The following is a 14,153-nucleotide window of genomic DNA, read 5'->3' as shown; positions in this document are numbered from 1 at the left end:
CCGCCCGCTCAGTTCCAGTCTACTACAACGTCAAGGGGGACTGGCTGAGAGGTTTGTTATCGCAATTTTATCGTTATGATACCGCATCCCCGACTTTACTTTATAGAATGAGTCACGATAATGTGTGCATTTCCTGAACAACGAATCTGACTCGGCGATGACACAAGCACAATGGCAATTCTGGATTGATCGCGGCGGCACCTTTACCGATATTGTCGCCCAGGATCCGCAAGGTAAACTCCATACCCGAAAACTGCTGTCGGAAAACCCCGAACAGTATCGCGATGCGGCCATAGCGGGTATCCGCCTGTTTCTGAATGCCCCGGAACCCTCCGCCGTTCCGGTCGAACGCATCGCCTGCGTGAAGATGGGAACCACCGTTGCCACCAACGCCCTGTTGGAACGCAAAGGCGAAGCGGTGGCGCTGATTACCAACCGCGGGTTCGCGGATGCTCTGGAGATCGGTTATCAAAATCGTCCCGACATCTTTGCTCTGAAAGTCGAGACTCCAAAACCGCTTTACCAAACCGCTCTTGAAATCGACGGGCGACTGAACGCACAAGGCGAAGAGATTGAAGCGCTGGAGATCGAACAGGTAAAACAACAGCTTCAAAGCCTTAAACAACAAGGTTTCGATGCCCTCGCCGTCGTTCTGTTGCACGCTTATTTAAATCCCGAACACGAACAAACCGTCGCGCAATTAGCGGCTGAAATCGGCTTTAAACAGGTCTCCACTTCGCACCAGAGCAGCGCGTTGATCAAATACATAGCACGCGGCCGCACCACCGTGGTCGACGCCTATTTAAGCCCGATTCTTCGCCGATACGTACAACAGGTAGCCGAACAGCTTCCGGGCGTCGACCTACAATTCATGCAATCCCACGGCGGTCTCACCGCCGCCTCCGACTTTCAAGGCAAGGATGCGATCTTATCGGGTCCGGCGGGAGGCATTGTCGGTGCCGTAACCACCGCACAACAAGCCGGTCATGACAAAATCATCGGCTTCGATATGGGCGGCACTTCCACGGATGTTTCCCACTATGCCGGCGTTTACGAACGCAGCTTCGAAACCGAAGTGGCCGGCGTGCAGATGCGTGTGCCGATGCTCGACATCCATACGGTGGCGGCCGGTGGCGGTTCCATTGTCAAAACCCTGCAAGGCGAATTACAGGTCGGCCCGGAATCCGCCGGAGCCAATCCGGGGCCTGCAGCTTACCGACGCGGCGGGCCTTTGACCGTCACCGACTGCAATGTCCTGCTCGGCCGAATCCAGCCGCAACATTTTCCGGCGGTTTTCGGCAAAGACGCCAAACAGCCGTTGGATTTGAAAACCGTCCAAGAGCAATTCGACGGATTGGCCCGACAACTCAACCTTTCAGCCGAAACGGTTGCCGAAGGCGCTTTGAAAATTGCGGTCGAGCATATGGCCAGCGCCATCGAAAAAATCTCTACCCAACGCGGTTACGATGTCAAAGATTACACTTTAGTGAGCTTCGGCGGTGCCGGCGGCCAACACGCGTGCGCCGTCGCCCAAAAACTGGGAATGAGCAAAGTGCTGCTTCACCCCTATTCCGGCGTTCTTTCGGCCTACGGCATGGGGCTGGCGAAAAAAAGCCACATCGAAACCCGATCCTACGGCGTGGAGCTGCAAAAGCTTGCCGAAATCGACGAAGACATCCAAAAACAGAGCGAACAGGCCTGCTCAAAATTACTTGAACAAAACGCAACGCCGACAGAAACCCGAATTACCTTACACTTACATTATCGCGGCAGCGACACCCTGCTGGATCTGAGTTTCGACCACACGCTGACAACATCGGAGTACGAACAACAGTTCGCCCGTCAGCACCGTCAGCAGTTCGGATTCGTTCAGACCGACGTGCCGGTTGTCATCAACAGCGTCAGTGTCGAAGCCGCTTCGGAGGCCTACAGTCCGGAAGACCAATCCATCGATGCCAAAGAAGCCGCCACCCCGATTGAAACCGTTCGTCTTTATGCAAACGGACAATGGCAGTCCGCCGAGGTTTACCAACGTCAGGCGATGAGTCTGCACCAAACGATTAATGGCCCTGCATTGATTCTTGAGCCCACCGGAACCTTGGTGATCGAGCCGAATTGGTGTGCCCAATTGCTGGACGACGGACAAATGCTGTTACAACAAACGGCTAACGTCTCTCGTTTAGATCCCGACACGGCCGCTGCGGAAGATTCCAAACAACCCGATCCGATTCAATTGTCCCTGTTCAATAATCGTTTTATGGCGATTGCCGAACAGATGGGCGCGACCTTGGCGAAAACCGCCCATTCGGTCAACATCAAAGAACGACTGGATTTTTCTTGTGCCATTTTCGATGCACAGGGCCAATTGATTGCCAATGCGCCGCATGTTCCGGTGCATCTCGGTTCGATGGGAGAATCGGTCAAAACGGTCATCCACAAAGTCGGCGACAACCTTCATCCGGGCGACGCCTATGTGCTCAACAACCCCTACGCCGGTGGAACGCATCTGCCGGACATCACCCTGATTTCTCCGGTGTTTGTCGACGGTCAATTGAAGTTTTACGTGGCTTCGCGCGGTCACCATGCCGATGTCGGCGGCCTCACCCCCGGCTCTATGCCGGCCGCCAGTCAGCACATTGAACAAGAAGGCGTTTTACTGGATTGCGTCCCCTTGGTTAAGCAAGGCGTTTTTCAAACCGAATTGATTAGCCGCCATTTCACGCAAGCCAAATATCCGGTGCGCAACCTGAACCAGAATCTGAACGATCTGCATGCCCAGGTTGCCGCCAACCAACGCGGTATACAAGGGCTCACGGAACTATGCAACCAAGTCGGTGCGCAAACGGTAACCGACTATATGGCCCATGTACTGAACCATGCCGAACAAGCGGTGGTCAGTCTGCTTCCCGAACTGAAATCCGGCGAATTCCGCTACCCGACAGATCAAGGAACGGAAGTCCGTGTTTCCATCCAAACCGATCTGCAACGCCGTAAGCTCATCATCGATTTCAGCGGCAGCAGCGACCAGCAAAACAACAACTTCAATGCGCCGCATGCGATTACCAGAGCCGCAACACTGTATGTATTACACACCTTGATTAATCAACCGATTCCTTTGAATGACGGATTTCTACGTCCGGTCGAGTTGATCGTGCCGAAAGGTTCGATGCTCAATCCGAGCTATCCGGCGGCGGTGGTAGCGGGCAACGTCGAAACCTCGCAAGTGGTCACCGATGCGCTGTATGGCGCTTTACAGGTTCAAGCGGCCTCTCAGGGCACCATGAACAACCTGACCTTCGGCGACGACACATGGCAATATTATGAAACTTTGTGCGGCGGCACGGGAGCGGGACCGGGCTATGACGGACATCACGCCATCCATAGCCATATGACCAACTCCCGCCTGACCGATCCGGAAATTCTGGAACTGCGTTATCCGGTACGATTGCAGCGTTTTGCAATTCGCCGCAATAGCGGAGGATATGGAAAATACTGTGGCGGAAGCGGCTGCGAACGCCATTTTGAATTCCTCAAACCGATGACGGTTTCGATACTCAGTAATCACCGCCACATTCCGCCTTACGGCATGGCAGGCGGTTTATCGGGAAAAGTAGGGAAACACTTTGTGATGACGGCGGAACAAGCCGGACAAAGCGACCTGAGAGAACCCGAAGAAAGCCTTAACAGCACTCTGACACTGGAATTGAACGCCGGGGACATTTTTGCAATCCACACCCCCGGCGGCGGTGGCTACGGAACCCCGTAACGACTTCGTTAAAGCATTAATACAATCAGGCTCTACGCGGATGAACGATATTCAAATCGATCAACTGCTGTAAAGTCTGAATCGCAAACTGTTCCAACTCGGCACCATTCAACCCCAAATCAGCCGCCACCTTGTTTAAAGCGGATTGTGCACTGTCGGCTTCATCCAAGGACTCAAGCCACTGATACAACAACGGCATGATCTCACTGAACTCAACTTTGTCTTCGGCATTGCGGAATCCTAATAAGGTTGTCGCCTGCTCCGACGGCGACTGCGGCTGATTATCAACCGAGATCTGATGTACCGGCCACTCGTAGGCCATTGGCCACGCCACGGGCGAAAGTTCGTAAGCCTGCTGTAAATCCGCTTTTAAGTCCGACGGATTGACAACGCCTTCATCCGGAGAGACGGTAAGAGCCAATTCCACCCACTCGTAATGCGCCAGCTCCAACAAGAATTCGGGATCTTCGGGTAAAGCTTCGTAACTCTCGCTTAAGAACGTTAAAAACTCCTCCCCCAGACGATGAAATAACGGCGTTCGTGCACGATGTTTCACCATGTATTCACGCATCAGTTCCTGCCAGCGTTGTTTTCCCAACACCGCCGCACTCACCGGAAACAAACCACTGAAAAACCCTTCGATGTTATTAAAAAACAAGGATTCGTAGACTTGCATTCGGCGCGGCTCGATCGGCTTCTCGCCGTTGGGTGCATAGGCCTTTTCCGGATTACGGATGTGTTCCGCAAACTGGCGTTGCAACTGCTGAAAATGAGGTAAGTTTTGAACGCTTGAATCATTCGCCATGCTGCGCTCTCCACTGGTTCTGATAATCTCTGATCTGTTCGACTTCCTGCATCAACTCCGCCATAGGCGGAATGTTGAAATCGCGTTCCAATAACGTCGGGATCAGACCATGATGTTCGTAGGTCTGTTGCAATAACTGCCAAACCTGTTCTTTGACCGGCTGACCATGCGTGTCGATCTTAAGGTCTTCGGCTTCGTCAAAATGCCCGGCCATATGCAGATAAACGATGCGTTCGGTCGGCATCGATCGCATATATTCTTCAGCCGAATATCCGTGATTAACGGCATTCACATAGGTGTTATTGACGTCGAACAGCAAATCGCAATCGGCCTCTTCGAGCACGGCACGGACAAACGCCTGCTCGGTCATTTCCTGGGAAGGCATCGCATAAAACGAAACGTTTTCAATGCCTATCTTGCGCTCCAGAATATCCTGTACCCGCCGAATGCGTTCGGCCACATAAGCAACCGCCTCTTCGGTAAACGGTATCGGCATCAAGTCATACAAGTGTCCGCTGTCGCCGCAGTAGCTCAAATGTTCGGTATAAGCACGGATATCATGTTGATCGAAAAAAACCTTCAAATCACGTACATACGCTTCATCCAATGGATGCGGGCCGCCCAGATCCAACGACAAACCGTGGCACAAAAAAGGCCAGCGTTCGGTCAACTCGCGCAATTGACGGCCTTGTCGCCCGCCGAAGTGCAGCCAGTTCTCAGGCGCGATCTCCATGAAATCAATCGCCAAATCGGGTGTGCGCAACACTTCGTCAAAGAAGCTGCGTCTCAACCCCAATCCTACGCCTTGTACTGGATATTGTCTGCTTTGCATAATTTTCCCGATTTTAAAATTCAACAGGCCTGACTTTTTATCATAACAATATAAATGAAAAAGCCACCTCATAACATGGTGGCTTTTTAAATTATGAGTAAAGGTGGTCTCCAGACAAATAATCCATCGATTAAATACTCGGAGATTTTCTGCCTCTACGATTGATTTGCAATCCCGACTTTATTCAATCGGATCGGGAGCCGGCTGACTGCCACATTTTCCTTCGGTCGGCTCCGGTCTAGGGGCTGGCTTGCTACCGCAAACGCCCTCAGGTGAGGCCTCGGCCACCTGAAATGGTTCCACAACCTTACCGGTAATACCGAATGGATTTTCAGCGGCCGAAGCCACCCCGCTAACCGTCACCAGAGAGGCGCCGGCCAGCTTCAAAAATTCTCGACGTGTTTGCTTTTTCATGATCTCTCTCCAAAATTATCCACAAGAAAGTCAATCCATCAAAAACCAAGGCCTTAAGACCTCTATTTTGACGACCCCCTCCCTAACTTTCTTCAAGTTTGTACAATTAACCGCCTCTTAAAACCACCATTTTCCAATGGCTTTGAATCATCATCGCGTCCTAAGATGATGCTGCTTATCTATGACTATCTTTTAACGCCGCATCCACCTTCTACAGGTTCCGGTGCAGGAATATTTCCGCACCGTCCCTCTATCGTTTCAGGGCAAGGAATATCCGTTATATTTTTATAATTTGATTCCAAGTTAACAAAACCAAATGGATTCGGATTGTTCGCTGCCGACGCAATTCCTGCGACCGTCACGACGGAGATGCCTACAAACGTCAAAAAGCCCCTTCGTGTGCGCTTTTTCATGTTCGCTCTCCTAATTGTCTCCATTTAAAACGATCGACACTTAATCAACCGTTCTAGATAAAAGACCACGTTGAGACGATTTTATTTCAAGAAATGAAACTTACTTTAGAAATGGGATTTCAAGCTGAGGAGGACATAAAATGAAAAAACCGATTATTCAAATCGGTTATCGGGATAACTCGGCAGCGTTAAAAACACCGCCGACAATAGAATCGTTAGAAAATGAACGGCAACAATCAAGCCCTTTGCAAACCTTGTTCAACCTGTTGGCGCTTGGCCGATCCCTCAAGACGTTCGATTAAGGTCAAGGCGAAATCCATTGCCGTTCCCGGACCTTTTGAAGTGATGACTTTACCGTCTTCCACCACCGGCTGATTCAGGTATTGCATACCGGGAGCGGGCTTGTTATCAATCACGCCGGGGAAACTGGTAGCCTGTTTATTATCCAACAGACCCGCCTGCACCAGAACTTGAGGCGCCGCGCAAATCGCAGCGACATAACCGCCCTGTTCAGCCGTCTTTTTCAGAATATTAATCAAGCGGTCATCTTGCTTTAAATAATCCGCACCCGGCAACCCGCCCGGAAGCACGACCAGATCGAAGACTTCGTGACTCACGGCATCCAATGTCGTTTGCGCGATCAATTGCACGCCTCGGCTAGCGGTAATCACACGCTCTGCATCCAAACTGGCGGTAATCACTTCCACACCGGCCCGAACCAACAAATCGATAATGGTGACCGCTTCCAACTCTTCGCATCCTTGCGCCAAAGGCACCAATACTTTTGTCATAACTCACCTCGCATTAAACGCATAAAATAAAAAAGCCACTAAAAAGTGGCTTTATTGTTCAATGAACCGCTATTTCATTTGTTGCGCCAGCGCCATGGTTTTAATCACTCTCAGCGCTTCATTCAACTCATAATCTTTTTCAAGCAGTTTATTAATCTCTTCGGCTTTCTTCTGGTCTTCCGCATCTTTGTCTTTTTTCGCTTTATCGGAACCATTACCGTTACCGTTTTCCAAATGGCCGGAAAGATCTTTTTCCTTAACGTTGATCATTTCGGAAGTATCGACTTTTTCGACCTTGACCAAATCAACCTTAATGTCCGGTTTGATTCCCTCAGCCTGAATCGAACGACCCAGCGGAGTAAAGTAGCGTGCCGTAGTCACTTTAATCGCCGCGCCGTTGTTCAACGGTAACAACGTCTGTACGGAACCTTTACCGAAACTGGTACGACCGACGACGATAGCGCGCTTCTGATCCTGTAACGCACCGGCAACGATTTCCGACGCCGACGCCGAACCTTCGTTAATTAAAACGACGACCGGACGTCCTTGCATAATGTCGCCCTCTTCGGCTTCAAAACGCATTTTCGAATTTTTGATACGACCCTCGGTATAAACGATCAGACCTTCGTTCAAAAACGCATCCGAAACCTGAACCGCTGCAGTTAAAACACCGCCCGGGTTATTGCGCAAGTCCAACACCAAACCGTTGATCGGTCCTTTGTTTTCCTCGTCCAGTTTCTCAATCGCCTTAACCAAATCTTGACCGGTTCTTATTTGGAACTGGCTGATTCGTACATAACCGACGCCGTCTTTCAGCATTTTCTGTTTAACGCTTTTAACTTTAATGACCGCACGGGTAATTTCCAGAACAATCGGAGCGTCTTCTCCTTTTCTGATAATCGTCAACTTAAGCTTGGTTCCAGGTTTACCGCGCATGATCTTGACGGCTTCAGTCAGCGTTTTTCCCTTAACCGGCTCATCACCCAATTTAACGATTAAATCACCCGCTTTCACCCCGGACTTCTCCGCCGGAGTATCGTCAATTGGCGAAATGACTTTTACAAAGCCGTCTTCCATTCCGACTTCCATACCCAAACCGCCGAATTCGCCTTTGGTGTGTTCTTCCATTTCCTGGAAACTTTTAGGAGGCAAATACGCTGAATGAGGATCTAAGCTGGATAGCATTCCGCTGATCGCGCCTTCTAGAAGCGCTTTTTCATCGACTTTATCCACATAATCATTAGAAACGCGTTCAAAGACTTCGGCAAACGCACGTAGCTCCTGCAGCGGCAAAGTCATTTTCTCTTCTTGTACCACTGCCTCTCCGGCAGCGCTTGAAGCTTTATCCGCCATGACGCTTGAAGTGATTACAAACAAGGCACCTACTAAAGCGCCTACTCCCATCCATGTTGCCTTCTTATATACCGTTATACTCACTTGAGTCTCCAGATACGATTAAAAACCCTCAACCTATTACCAAAATCGGTAATAAATCAGCGTCCTAGTAAAAAATCATTTGGGTCATTATAAATGAACTTTTCGTGACATAGAGGACGGTTTTCATTAAAATCATTCAATAATATTTTTATAAAGTTAAATGGTGAAATCCAAAATGCAAGAAACAGAACTGTTTGAGATGAAAGAAGAAAACATCAATAAAGCTTCTAAGGCGCTCAAAGCCATGGGTCACCCTCTAAGACTAAAAATCCTATGCGTTATCGGCGAGCGCGAACTGCCCGTAATGGACATCGTCGCTAAAGTCGGTACAACCCAAAGCAATATTTCCCAACACATCGATATTTTACGCGAAAAAGAGATCATCACCTCTCGCCGCGAAGGCAGTAAAATCTTGTGTAAAGTAAGAGATCCGAACATCTTAAAACTGATGGGCGCGATGCAGGAAACTTTCTGCCCCGTCAACTGAGTTCTGTTTTACGAGAGCTTAGGCATTGCGCCCAAGCTCGTTCTTAAGCTCCCTGTTGGAACGAAAGCCTCAAATCAAATGCATTCCGACTGGCTTGCAAACTGGTTGAACCGGCATTCGACTGCGATTCATTAATTTGATTTCTCGCCCCGTCTTGATCCGATAGCCCTGTGCGACCCGATTCACTTTCGGAAGCCGTACCCGACCCTTCGGTCTCACTTGCCATTTCTGCCGAAGTTTCTTGCGTACTATCTTGTTGTGCCAGTTCCATACGCGCCTGAGCCGCCATCTGCACGGCAGCACTCGCCACTCTCAAGTCCTGATCGGAAGGTTGTGCAGGAGCCAGTGCCGCTCGCTGAACCACCATCGCTTTCTGCAAAGTCGCCTGAGGATCTCCGGAAACCGGAGAGATATCAATTCCAACTTCGCCGCCGATGGCGTAACGCTTACCGTCAGGACCAACTTGATAGGCGAATGAAGCGCCGCTGGTCGCATATCCGCCGGCAGCAGCCAGATGCGCCATCTCATGACTGCGCACTTCGGAATCTCTGGCTTTTAATTGATTCACAACTTGTTGAACAGCCTGTTCGTTTTGACGGTCATTGCTGTTCGTCGCCTGCATCTGGTTGGCATTCGCGTTTTGGGAAACGGGCTCACTACTTCGGTTCGCCTGAGTCGCTTCGGAACGATTTACCGTTTGCGAAGTTGAAGAAGAGGTTTGGGCTGGGTCGATAACCTTTATTGCAGGCTGACTTTTCAAGGATTCCGCAGGTGCTATGCTCTGACCGCGGGCGGCAGAAGAGGCATAGTTTGAATACGAATATGTATCGGTTGCGGAATAGATCATATCGAATAATCTTGCTTATATAAAATGATGATGAATTTCATTTTATCAAATAAGAATTAAACTAGCAAAAAACGATAAGAATCAACTTTTTACCCACGTCAAAACACCTTTCATTCTCTTATCTGACAAGCAAGCAAAAACGGGCTTCAAATCCCCTATTTATTTTATTGGTTGATTACATTAGAAACTGCTAAAATCGAGCTTAGAAGCCATTTTCGGCGGCATTGCGATTAAACAGGTCAGTTTCATACTATGCAACAGCAACTTACTCGGGCAGCCATGATTATCGAACAGGTCGGTTTGCAATGCATTCCCGAAGAGGTAATCCGCATCCGTGAAGAACTGCAAAGCAACCACCCAAATACGGTAACCATCGCCAATTTAATCGCCCATAATTCCGAGTTATTAGGCGACTTCCTAAAGCTTGTAAACAGTAACGTCACCTCAGAGAATTGCCAAATTACCGATGCCAAAGCGGCCGTCAACATTCTTGGGCTAAATGAAATCAGCGATCTTTTTCTTGCCAGCAGTCTCAGCAACAGGATTGCACAATCGTCACAGGAAAAAGAAATTCTTAAGCACGGAGCTCAAACCGGTTTGGCCGCGGCGGAACTGTCGTTTTGGGTCTATGACGTGTCGCGTACCGAAGCTTACATGGCCGGCTTAATGCAAAATATCGGTTGCGTCTATCTCTCCCGCTCTAAACCGGAAGAATATGCCAGCCTATTCCAAATCCATTTAGCCAATCCGGAAAATGCCATGCGTCATGAGGAACGTCTTTTTTTGACCAATCATACGTTCGTGGGGGCACTTCTAGCCAAGAAATGGCGTTTGAGTTCTGATATCTATAAATCGATTCTTCTGCATCACGATATCGAATTCATTCAAAACCCCACTCACAATCAAAAAGTCAGACACTTAATCGCTCTGATAATGGTGGCGAACTTTGTTGTTGAAAGCGCCCAGGGCGAGCACTATATTACCCAAGAGATGAAGCAATATCGCGATATTGGCGGTGAAATTCTCAATTTGCCCGAAAACGCCATCACCGCAGCCCGTGCAGCGGTATTAAAATGGGGTAATTCTATGGGTGTCGCACCCGGAGGACATTAAATGCGCCGATTTAATCATCTGACCGCACTTGAACACTTGATCGAAATGGATACGGTGATTTTCAAGGAAGAACTTTACTACCCTTGGTATATCCAGACCGGCTCCATCAAGACGATTTCTGCCGTCTGGTTGCTATTGATGGTCTTAATTATTCCCCTTCTGGTCGTTTTCACCAAAATACCGCTTATGTTTATCCTGATTGCAACGATCACCCTTTCGGCTTTATTGGGAATCCTGTATTTCTTAACCATTCAGCAACTCAAAAAAACCGCCAAATCGGAAGCCCTTAACCAGATGATGAAACTGGAAAAAAAGGAGTTCATGAAACACCTTCAGCCCTTTGTGCCTGACGACCAAAAAGAACTTGCTCACCGCATTTCCAACCACGTCGACTTCTCTCCGAAAGAATATACTTCCGTGGCCGTTTCCACCAAAAGCCGGGTACTTCACAATACCGATGCATTCATAAATGATATTCACAGAATGTTTGCCGAAGAGGAGCTTCCGCCGGTTCCGCAAAGTGACTGGGAATACAGCGATACGGCATTTAAAGTGCCCGAACAGGCCAAGAAAAACTACGAAAAAATGAAAAACTCGTCGACCTTCAACGATAAGTTTACCATTACCCCGGAAGTGAAAGCCGCCATCATTGCGAAATTGAAGGAAGCTTTGAATCGACCTGCGCTCGGTCGCGAATAATACAAATAATTATCTGCCTAACCTTACCTGTTTCCAAGATACAAAAAACCCGCCATAAGGCGGGTAAACAAGTTCCAATTAAACTTCTTTTTCCATTACCACTCTTTATAAGCCAAGAACTTTCCGTTCATGGTAACAACCACACGATCACCGGCCGGATTCTTCTCTTTATCGATATCCATCGTAAAGTCGATTGCACTCATAATCCCGTCACCGAATTTTTCATGAATCAATTCTTTCATTGTTGGACCATAAACTCCGACAATTTCGTACAAACGATAAATTAACGGATCGGTAGGAACCAACTTATCCCATGACTTATGAGGAAAGGCTTGTAATGCAGCACTAACATCAGACCCCAATCCCAAAAATTCACATAACTTATCGGCCGCACCTTCATCCAAATGGTTCATTCCCAAACAAGCCGACGTTGTATAAACCTCGCTTAGGCCCGCTGCGGCAGCGATATCACACCATCCAACACTTTTTTCTGCTTTTGCAACAATAATCGCTTCAGTCATTTCAATTTTAGACATCATAGTCACTTTCTCCATTAGGGTTTTATAAACACAACCTCCTATACGCAAGTCACATGCCAATTTTTTAAGTGTTTGATTTTAAAGAACTTACCTAAAATTGCCGACAAACTTTGTCATCAATTGTAATTTTATGTAATCAATTGTTAACAATCATTCAAACTTTGTTAACAAAATCAGTATAAAACCTAATCCATAAAATTAAGTCAATCAAATAACCTTTTGTTTTAATTCAATTTACTATTTTTTGGCACTCTTAACGCTATACCCTAAGCATGTTTCGTATCACGAAATGATTTTTAATTATTTTTAAAACAGCAGGAGATTACCATGGCTGAAGTTTATATCCCATCTTGTATCCGTCCAATCGATAACGACGGTTTGAACCAACTTGCAGAAGCGGGTAAAGCAAACCCGAACACAATTAAGACGTTGAAATCAAAAACCGTACTAGAAGGCCAGTTCAAAAACCTTAACTACGTTCGTGATCTTGAGCCTGTTGTTGTTGACGAACCACCTGTTTTATTAGGTGAAGATACGGCACCAAACCCTTCTGAAATGGCACTTCTTTCTTTAGGTTCTTGTTTATCAGTTGGTGTTCAGGCAAACGCAACCGCTCGCGGAATCAGCCTAACCAAACTTGAAATCGAACTAGAAGGTGACATTAACATCACGGCTGTTTGGGGTACCGGTGACGTCGATCCTAACAAAAAACTAGGTGTGACCGAAGTACGCGCTTTCTTCACAATCGAAGCACCGGGCACTTCAAAAGAAGAACTTGAAGGATTGGTAGCACACGCCATTAAGTGGTCGCCGGTTGCGAACACTTATATGAACGCTGTTGATCTTAGCGGTAAATTAGTCGATTAAAACCCAGCCGGCCTGGTTCCTACCAGGCCGGCATCACTAACAAGGATGGCCTCCATGATTAGTCAAATAGTTAATGAAACACTCAAACCACTTACTATCGCCATTGACCACGGCAAGTACACCACAGAAGTACTTGAGAAACTGGGGCAGGCTGGAGCGTTTCGTCACCATATTCCATCGCAAAACAACGGCGAACTGGATCTGTTCGGCACCATCAAAGATATGGCGACCGTCTCTGAAGAATGTATGAGTACCGGATTCATGATGTGGGCACACACCGTTTGTTGCTGGTATATCGAAAACTCAAAAAACGACTGGCTTAAGTCCGACATTCTTCCAAAAATGGTCGACGGCGAATTTTTCGGCGCTACCGCCCTTTCGAACCCAATGAAATACTTTGCGGGCATCGAAGATTTAAAATTGACTGCTGAAGAGACTGAAGACGGTTACATCATCAACGGTACCTTGCCGTGGGTTTCAAACTTGGACGCCGGCTCAAGCAAGCACTTCTTCGGCGCGATCTTTACCGTTCACAACCATGATAAAAGCGCTTATCGCGATGCAATGGCATTGATTCCATGCGATCTAAACGGGTTGACCATGAAGCAAATGGTGAGCTTTACAGGGATGGAAGGAACGGGAACCTACTCGTTGATTTTCGACAATGCATTTTTACCTAAAAAATATTTACTGGCCGATCCGGTAAAACCTTACTTACAAAAAATCAAAGCCGGATTCATCTTATTACAAACCGGTATGGCCGCGGGTGTCATCCAAGGTTCGATTAACGAAATGCACAAGGCAAACCTGACGCTTTCCGACATCAACGCCTACCTTGACGACTCTCCGGAAGAATTACAGGAAGAGCTGGACGACGCTCTAGACCTGATTGAATCACTTTGTGAAGATCCTTTCACCCCAGGTGAAGAATTCATTAAGTCGGTACTTGAAGCTCGATTACTGGGCGCTGAATATTGTAAACGTGCCGCCGACTCCGTCATGCAACACGCCGGAGCGAAAGGTTACATTACCGATGCGGTTGCGCAACGAAAACTACGTGAAGCGTATTTCGTCATCATCGTCACCCCATCGATCAAGCACCTACGCAAAGAAATAGAACGCTTAGAAGAAGCGGCTTAGGAG

Annotated in this window: 14 protein-coding genes; 6 read left to right on the top strand and 8 right to left on the bottom strand. The window is 48.1% G+C overall.

Annotation, left to right across the window (positions count from 1 at the left end; translation table 11 throughout):
• Window positions 1–157: 157 nt before the first annotated feature.
• Entirely contained in the window at window positions 158–3,766 is a 3,609-nt protein-coding gene (locus ABY044_RS02090; protein ID WP_373017644.1) for a hydantoinase B/oxoprolinase family protein, read from the top strand.
• A gap of 25 nt (window positions 3,767–3,791) precedes the next feature.
• Here the strand turns inward: ABY044_RS02090 and ABY044_RS02085 are convergent, their stop codons facing one another.
• The 6 genes from ABY044_RS02085 to ABY044_RS02060 form a co-directional block, all read right to left on the bottom strand.
• The gene (locus tag ABY044_RS02085) at window positions 3,792–4,571 is read right to left on the bottom strand and encodes a DUF2063 domain-containing protein (protein ID WP_373017642.1); all 780 of its coding nucleotides are present in this window, start codon (window positions 4,569–4,571) and stop codon (window positions 3,792–3,794) included.
• Entirely contained in the window at window positions 4,561–5,403 is an 843-nt protein-coding gene (locus tag ABY044_RS02080; RefSeq protein ID WP_373017640.1) for a DUF692 domain-containing protein, read from the bottom strand. The genes ABY044_RS02085 and ABY044_RS02080 overlap by 11 nt, the downstream gene beginning before the upstream one ends.
• 180 nt (window positions 5,404–5,583) lie before the next feature.
• Window positions 5,584–5,817, bottom strand: coding sequence for a hypothetical protein (locus tag ABY044_RS02075; RefSeq protein WP_373017638.1), 234 nt, complete (start codon window positions 5,815–5,817; stop codon window positions 5,584–5,586).
• Window positions 5,818–6,002: 185 nt separating this feature from the next.
• Entirely contained in the window at window positions 6,003–6,230 is a 228-nt protein-coding gene (locus tag ABY044_RS02070; RefSeq protein WP_373017636.1) for a twin-arginine translocation signal domain-containing protein, read from the bottom strand.
• 236 nt (window positions 6,231–6,466) lie between these two features.
• The gene (locus ABY044_RS02065; RefSeq protein WP_373017634.1) at window positions 6,467–7,021 is read right to left on the bottom strand and encodes a DJ-1 family glyoxalase III; all 555 of its coding nucleotides are present in this window, start codon (window positions 7,019–7,021) and stop codon (window positions 6,467–6,469) included.
• Between the two features lie 69 nt (window positions 7,022–7,090).
• On the bottom strand, window positions 7,091–8,425 hold the full coding sequence (locus ABY044_RS02060; RefSeq protein WP_373017730.1) for a S41 family peptidase: 1,335 nt from the start codon (window positions 8,423–8,425) through the stop codon (window positions 7,091–7,093).
• 208 nt (window positions 8,426–8,633) lie between these two features.
• Between ABY044_RS02060 and ABY044_RS02055 the strand changes: the two genes are divergently transcribed.
• Window positions 8,634–8,945, top strand: coding sequence for an ArsR/SmtB family transcription factor (locus ABY044_RS02055; RefSeq protein ID WP_373017632.1), 312 nt, complete (start codon window positions 8,634–8,636; stop codon window positions 8,943–8,945).
• A gap of 43 nt (window positions 8,946–8,988) precedes the next feature.
• Here the strand turns inward: ABY044_RS02055 and ABY044_RS02050 are convergent, their stop codons facing one another.
• Entirely contained in the window at window positions 8,989–9,792 is an 804-nt protein-coding gene (locus ABY044_RS02050) for a putative metalloprotease CJM1_0395 family protein (protein ID WP_373017630.1), read from the bottom strand.
• A 252-nt stretch (window positions 9,793–10,044) separates the two neighbouring features.
• Here ABY044_RS02050 and ABY044_RS02045 point away from each other — a divergent pair, with 252 nt between their 5' ends.
• Complete coding sequence (locus tag ABY044_RS02045) at window positions 10,045–10,905, top strand: HDOD domain-containing protein (protein WP_373017628.1); 861 nt, start codon at window positions 10,045–10,047, stop codon at window positions 10,903–10,905.
• Window positions 10,906–11,604, top strand: coding sequence for a hypothetical protein (locus ABY044_RS02040; protein WP_373017626.1), 699 nt, complete (start codon window positions 10,906–10,908; stop codon window positions 11,602–11,604). It begins immediately after the preceding gene.
• Between the two features lie 95 nt (window positions 11,605–11,699).
• Here the strand turns inward: ABY044_RS02040 and cynS are convergent, their stop codons facing one another.
• Entirely contained in the window at window positions 11,700–12,143 is a 444-nt protein-coding gene (gene cynS / locus ABY044_RS02035) for a cyanase (protein WP_373017624.1), read from the bottom strand.
• A 327-nt stretch (window positions 12,144–12,470) separates the two neighbouring features.
• Between cynS and ABY044_RS02030 the strand changes: the two genes are divergently transcribed.
• Window positions 12,471–13,010 carry an OsmC family protein gene (locus ABY044_RS02030; protein ID WP_373017622.1) on the top strand — a complete coding sequence of 180 codons (540 nt, stop codon included), beginning with the start codon at window positions 12,471–12,473 and terminating at the stop codon, window positions 13,008–13,010.
• A gap of 54 nt (window positions 13,011–13,064) precedes the next feature.
• Complete coding sequence (locus tag ABY044_RS02025) at window positions 13,065–14,150, top strand: acyl-CoA dehydrogenase family protein (RefSeq protein ID WP_373017620.1); 1,086 nt, start codon at window positions 13,065–13,067, stop codon at window positions 14,148–14,150.
• The last annotated feature ends 3 nt before the right edge of the window (window positions 14,151–14,153 follow it).

Origin of the sequence: Thiomicrorhabdus sp., assembly GCF_041583835.1 — a bacterium.
Classification (GTDB): domain Bacteria; phylum Pseudomonadota; class Gammaproteobacteria; order Thiomicrospirales; family Thiomicrospiraceae; genus Thiomicrorhabdus.
Note: the sequence above shows the minus strand (reverse complement) of the source record. Positions and strands in the feature narration are given on the sequence as shown.

Coding starts and splice junctions, on each gene's coding strand:
- ABY044_RS02090 (WP_373017644.1), top strand. CDS start 158: ATGACACAAGCACAATGGCAATTCTGGATTGATCGCGGCGGCACCTTT.
- ABY044_RS02085 (WP_373017642.1), bottom strand. CDS start 4,571: ATGGCGAATGATTCAAGCGTTCAAAACTTACCTCATTTTCAGCAGTTG.
- ABY044_RS02080 (WP_373017640.1), bottom strand. CDS start 5,403: ATGCAAAGCAGACAATATCCAGTACAAGGCGTAGGATTGGGGTTGAGA.
- ABY044_RS02075 (WP_373017638.1), bottom strand. CDS start 5,817: ATGAAAAAGCAAACACGTCGAGAATTTTTGAAGCTGGCCGGCGCCTCT.
- ABY044_RS02070 (WP_373017636.1), bottom strand. CDS start 6,230: ATGAAAAAGCGCACACGAAGGGGCTTTTTGACGTTTGTAGGCATCTCC.
- ABY044_RS02065 (WP_373017634.1), bottom strand. CDS start 7,021: ATGACAAAAGTATTGGTGCCTTTGGCGCAAGGATGCGAAGAGTTGGAA.
- ABY044_RS02060 (WP_373017730.1), bottom strand. CDS start 8,425: ATGGGAGTAGGCGCTTTAGTAGGTGCCTTGTTTGTAATCACTTCAAGC.
- ABY044_RS02055 (WP_373017632.1), top strand. CDS start 8,634: ATGCAAGAAACAGAACTGTTTGAGATGAAAGAAGAAAACATCAATAAA.
- ABY044_RS02050 (WP_373017630.1), bottom strand. CDS start 9,792: ATGATCTATTCCGCAACCGATACATATTCGTATTCAAACTATGCCTCT.
- ABY044_RS02045 (WP_373017628.1), top strand. CDS start 10,045: ATGCAACAGCAACTTACTCGGGCAGCCATGATTATCGAACAGGTCGGT.
- ABY044_RS02040 (WP_373017626.1), top strand. CDS start 10,906: ATGCGCCGATTTAATCATCTGACCGCACTTGAACACTTGATCGAAATG.
- cynS (WP_373017624.1), bottom strand. CDS start 12,143: ATGATGTCTAAAATTGAAATGACTGAAGCGATTATTGTTGCAAAAGCA.
- ABY044_RS02030 (WP_373017622.1), top strand. CDS start 12,471: ATGGCTGAAGTTTATATCCCATCTTGTATCCGTCCAATCGATAACGAC.
- ABY044_RS02025 (WP_373017620.1), top strand. CDS start 13,065: ATGATTAGTCAAATAGTTAATGAAACACTCAAACCACTTACTATCGCC.